General features: G+C 53.6%; 2 protein-coding genes. One reads left to right on the top strand and one right to left on the bottom strand.

The genetic code is table 11. The annotated features are described in order from the left end of the window. Positions 1-272: hypothetical protein (locus ACYVG7_RS04710; protein WP_460882072.1), on the top strand; the 272-nt coding region annotated here is incomplete at its 5' end. Between the two features lie 33 nt (positions 273-305). On the opposite strand, the gene ACYVG7_RS04705 is transcribed toward ACYVG7_RS04710, so the two are convergent. Further along, positions 306-5112 (bottom strand): leucine-rich repeat domain-containing protein (locus tag ACYVG7_RS04705; RefSeq protein WP_460882071.1); only part of this gene is annotated, 4807 nt, incomplete at its 5' end.

Below are 5112 nucleotides of genomic sequence, written 5' to 3'. Positions count from 1 at the left end.
GGAGGATCTATCAACCCCCGAAAGGGGATCAAGAGATGATCGTCACATTCGACTGTCAACGGGGGGCTGGTGAACGCTTACGTATCCCTGCTCTATATGGGTTTTACGTTAATTCGCTACAACCGAAGCCATGGCTGGCACTAGCACCACCACAACGGGCCTATGCCATTTTGCCACCCTGCCATTTTTTACATTTAAAAACAATACCTCGGCGTGATAGTGCAAAAGATTGGCGTAAGAGTACAAATCAAAGGCATCACAAAGCGCCATAAAGATGGGCACCCGTCTTGGGTGCCCATGGGTTGCTAGCGCTTAACCTGATGACTAATGGCCGTCAACCCGCGGTGAGTCACCAACAGCCAGTGACCACCATCCGGGATCCCATCGGTCGGCAAGCAAGCTGAGGGTTGCGGGTTTTGCATCGTCAGAACGGTTCGCTGTCCGGTATCCGAGACATGCATCAGCGAGACACCTTCGTACTCCCCTGCCTGCCACTGCACGCAAACTTCAGCGCCCTGTTCCGCGAGTTGCGGTACGGTTGGTTTTTCCCGGCTGGCCGATGCAGCCACCGATTGGCGATAGATAACTTTGCCATCGCGCAAAATGGTGAGTGAACTCAGATCGGTAAAGGGCAGCTCGACCTGAAAATAACGAGGAGTGTTCTTGGGATGTTCCTCGGCCACAGTCAATATAGAGGCATAGCGCGTCACCTCGCCCTGAGATTGACTACGTGCGAGCACGGTAAGTTCTGAAGCAGGCGGAACGACAGTCGGACGGGAGAGCGGTATCACACGTTTCACCGTGACGGCTCCGTCGTCCTGCAGTGAACCACTGAGCAATAAACCAGAAGAGGTGCCTTGACCTGAGGTTCGTGAGGCACTCTTTGTGGTAGGAAATGGTGCTGGCGGATTGGCCTCCAGAAAGTCCTGCACATGATTGAACGAATAATCGGAAACATGCTCTGGCGAGCAATAGCTCATTAAATCTACATACTCGCTCGACTTATACAGGCTTGTCAGATCGTATGAGATGCCTAAGCTTCCCATGCCTGAAGGATCATACGGAAAATCAGGGAATTCGCTCTCGGTACCACAACCGACATGCCACAGACCCATGTTATGTCCCAACTCATGGGCCATCACACAGAGATAATCGGCACCCACATTACTGCAACGATAACTCAACCAGTCAGCATCATAGCCAATTGCCGATGGGCGACCAAGCCTGCCCAATCCAGCAAAATCATTTTCAACCTCGTGGCTGTAAATGCCATAAAAATAGCTAGTGTCACCCTCTGCCGTTTGCAGATCGGTTAACTCATATAGCAACTCATGGCCGCTTTTAGCCACCGGCGTAAAAGTGGCATGTTGTTTAATTTGAATCTCGCCCATAGGCCAGAAAGAACGCAAAGCCCGTTGCATATCGGAAATATCGGGAGGCACCAGCGCCTTGCCATCCACCAGCATGGGCACCAAAGTCAGATAAAACGTGGGCGAACTGGAGAATACCGGATTCAACTGCAAAAATTCGCCATTATCCAATGTCACTTTGGCTTGTAGACCAGGTTGCATCAGGCTGGCTGGAATAATGGCATGATAACTGGAATCCATATTTTCATAATCAATAGCTGGCGAAATGGAACTCGGCTTCACCATCGGTATGGCGTGAGACTGACCATTTAATGTCAGTAATAGAGATACTTCTGGAACTGTTGTCGATGCTTCGTCACTCACCACATGAACTCGTAGCAAGGCATCGCGATTCGGAATCAATTTCGGATTATGGGAAACCACAACCTGTCCCCAGTCCACGGAACGAATATGAGCCGTCCCGGTTGCTTGAACAAATATCATCTCGGGCAAATCAACGATTGCATGTCCTCCAAAACCATCCGTTAATGACATCTTGCCACCATAATGACCGTTGGCAATTACCTTTCTTCTGGCCATATTTCCTTGTGCGGAACACTCAAATGACTGGTCAGGAAGTCTAGGCTGTTGCTGATAAAGATCGTAGTACAGACTACAATGAAGATTCGCATCAGTTCGGATTGCTGAGTTTTCGATACTCCATTGATAAATAATGCCATCAGCATCAAATTTTGCCGCCATGGATATATTATCCTCGGATATTGGATTGATACAGGCAGCCCCCGCTAAAGGATAACGATCAAACAAAAAATATGTGTTCTCATCATTTGAATCCAATACAACGCCTTCCGATTCCAATTTCAATAATTGCTCTCTAGGTACGCTTCCATCCCCCATAAAAAGACAATTGTATCCAAGGAGAAGAGTCCCAGAATTACTGCCTAAGCTGCTGCCTAGCAATGGGGATAGTGTATAGATCGGCATGCGCCTCAACGACAGATAATTCAATGATGGCAGGTATTCCAATCCTTGTAGATTATAGATCGGATTGGCATCCAAATATAAAACCTCTAGCTCCTTGGAATTAATCAGAGGAGATATTTCACTCACCAAGTTACTTCTAAGATCAATGTTTTTGAGTTTAGTTAGATTTGATAGCGGAGCGATACTGGTTATGTGCTGTCCATATAATTGCAGATAGTCCAAATTGACTAATTTATCTATTCCATCTAGTGATGCAATGTATTCATCACCATCATTGTGATTCAAATTCAAGCCAGTAATAGTCTCAAGCAATGCTGCTGTGATTGGGGATGTATCGGTAAAATCTGAGAACTGATTTCGCAACGCTTTGCGAATTTCACTTTCTAACACCGGATCGGGGAAATGTATCCCTTCTGCTGAATTGAGCACAACGGACTGAGTTAGCGATGCGGTAGCCCCTTTGTCATCGATCACCGTCAGGGAGACTGTGTAGGTTCCAGCCGCCGCATAACTGTGGCTGGTGCTCTTGCCGGTACCGGTTGTGCCATCGCCAAAGTTCCAGCTGTAACTGGCAATGCGGCCATCGCTATCGCTGGAGGGGCTGGCATCGAAGCCGACGATCAAGTCCGTCTCGCTGTGGGTAAAGGCCGCGGTCGGTGCCACATTAGGGGCCACCACGCTAACGCTGACGCTCTGACTGGCGGTCGCGCCCTTTTCGTCGGTCACCGTCAGGGTGACGGTGTAGGTTCCAGCGGCGGCATAGCTATGGCTGGCGCTCTTGCCGCTGCCGGTCGCGCCATCACCAAAGTCCCAGCTGTAAATTGCAATGCTGCCATCGCTGTCGCTGGAGGAGCTGGCATCAAAGCTGGCCAGCAAGTCCGTCTCGCTGTGGGTAAAGGCAGCGGTCGGAGTCACATTCGGAGCTACCACGCTAACGCTGACGCTCTGACTGGCGGTCGCGCCCTTATCATCAGTCACCGTCAGGGTGACGCTGTAGGTTCCAGCCGCCGCATAGCTGTGGCTAGCGCTCTGGCCGGTGCCGGTCGCACCGTCACCAAAGCTCCAGCTGTAGCTGGCAATGCTGCCATCGCTATCGCTGGCGGTGCTGGCATCGAAGCTGGCCAGCAAGTCCGTTTCGCTGTGGGTGAAGGCTGCGGTCGGCGCCACATTCTCCTTGACCACGCTGATACTGGCGCTTTGGCTGGCGGTCGCCCCTTGGTCATCAGTCACCGTCAGGGTGACGCTGTAGGTTCCCGCCGCCGCATAGCTGTGGCTGGCGCTCTTGCCGGTTCCAGTAACACCATCGCCAAATTCCCAGTGGTAGCTGGTGATACCGCCATCGCTGTCGCTGGAAGCGCTAGCATCGAAGCTAGCCAGCAAGTCCGTTTCGCTGTGGGTGAAGGCTGCGGTCGGCGCCACATTCTCCTTGACCACGCTGATACTGGCGCTTTGGCTGGCGGTCGCCCCTTGGTCATCAGTCACCGTCAGGGTGACGGTGTAGGTTCCGGCGGCGGTATAGGTGTGGCTGGCGCTCTTGCCAGTGCCGGTTGTGCCATCACCAAAGCTCCAGCTGTAACTGGCAATGCTGCCATCGCTGTCGCTCGACGCGCTGGCGTCAAAGCTGGCAACCAATTCCTTGGCGGTGTGGCTAAAGGCAGCGGTTGGAGCCACATTGGGTGCCACCACGCTAACGCTGACGCTCTGGCTGGCGGTCGCCCCTTTGTCATCAGTCACCGTCAGAACGACGGAGTAATCGCCAGCCGCCGCATAGGCATGGCTGACCGTCTTGCCGGTGCCGGTTGCGCCATCGCCAAAGTTCCAGCTGTAGCTGGCAATGCTGCCATCGCTGTCGCTGGAGCTGCTGCCGTCAAAGCTGGCAACCAACTCCTTGGCGCTGTGGCTAAAAGCCGCGGTCGGCGCCACATTCGCCTTGACCACGCTGATGCTAGTGCTCTTGCTGGCGGTAGCTCCCTTGTCATCAGTCACCGTCAGGGTGATTGTGTAGGTCCCGGCCGCCGCATAACTGTGGCTGGTGCTCTTGCCGCTGCCGGTTGTGCCATCGCCAAAGTTCCAGCTGTAGCTGGCAATGCTGCCATCGCTGTCGCTGGAGGGGCTGGCATCAAAATTGGCAACGAGAGCAGCCTCGGAATGGGTAAATGCAGCGCTTGGTGCCAAATTCGCCTTGACCACGCTGATGCTAGTGCTCTTGCTGGCGGTAGCTCCCTTGTCATCAGTCACCGTCAGGGTGACGGTATAGGTGCCAGCCGCCGCATAACTGTGGCTGGCGCTCTTGCCGTTGCCGGTCGTGCCATCGCCAAAGTTCCAGCTGTAGCTGGCAATGCTGCCATCGCTGTCGCTGCTGCCGCTGGCATCGAAGCTGGCAACCAGCTCGGTTGAGCTCTGGATGAATATAGCGACGGGCGCAACATTGGCTTTTACCACGCTGATGCTAGTGCTCTTGCTGGCTGTCGCCCCTTTGTCATCAGTCACCGTCAGGGTGACGGTATAGGTTCCCGCCGCCGCATAACTGTGGCTGGCGCTCTTGCCAGTGCCAGTCGCGCCATCGCCAAAGTTCCAGCTGTAGCTGGCAATGCTGCCATCGCTGTCGCTGGAGCTGCTGCCGTCAAAGCTGGCAACCAATTCCTTAGCGCTGTGGCTAAAGGCAGCGGTCGGCACCACATTCGCCTTGACCACGCTGACGCTAGCGTTCTTGCTGGCGGTCGCGCCCTTATCGTCGGTGACCGTCAGGGTGACGGTA

Source organism: Pseudaeromonas pectinilytica (genome assembly GCF_054780855.1).
This window is presented reverse-complemented; position numbering and strand designations above follow the sequence as displayed.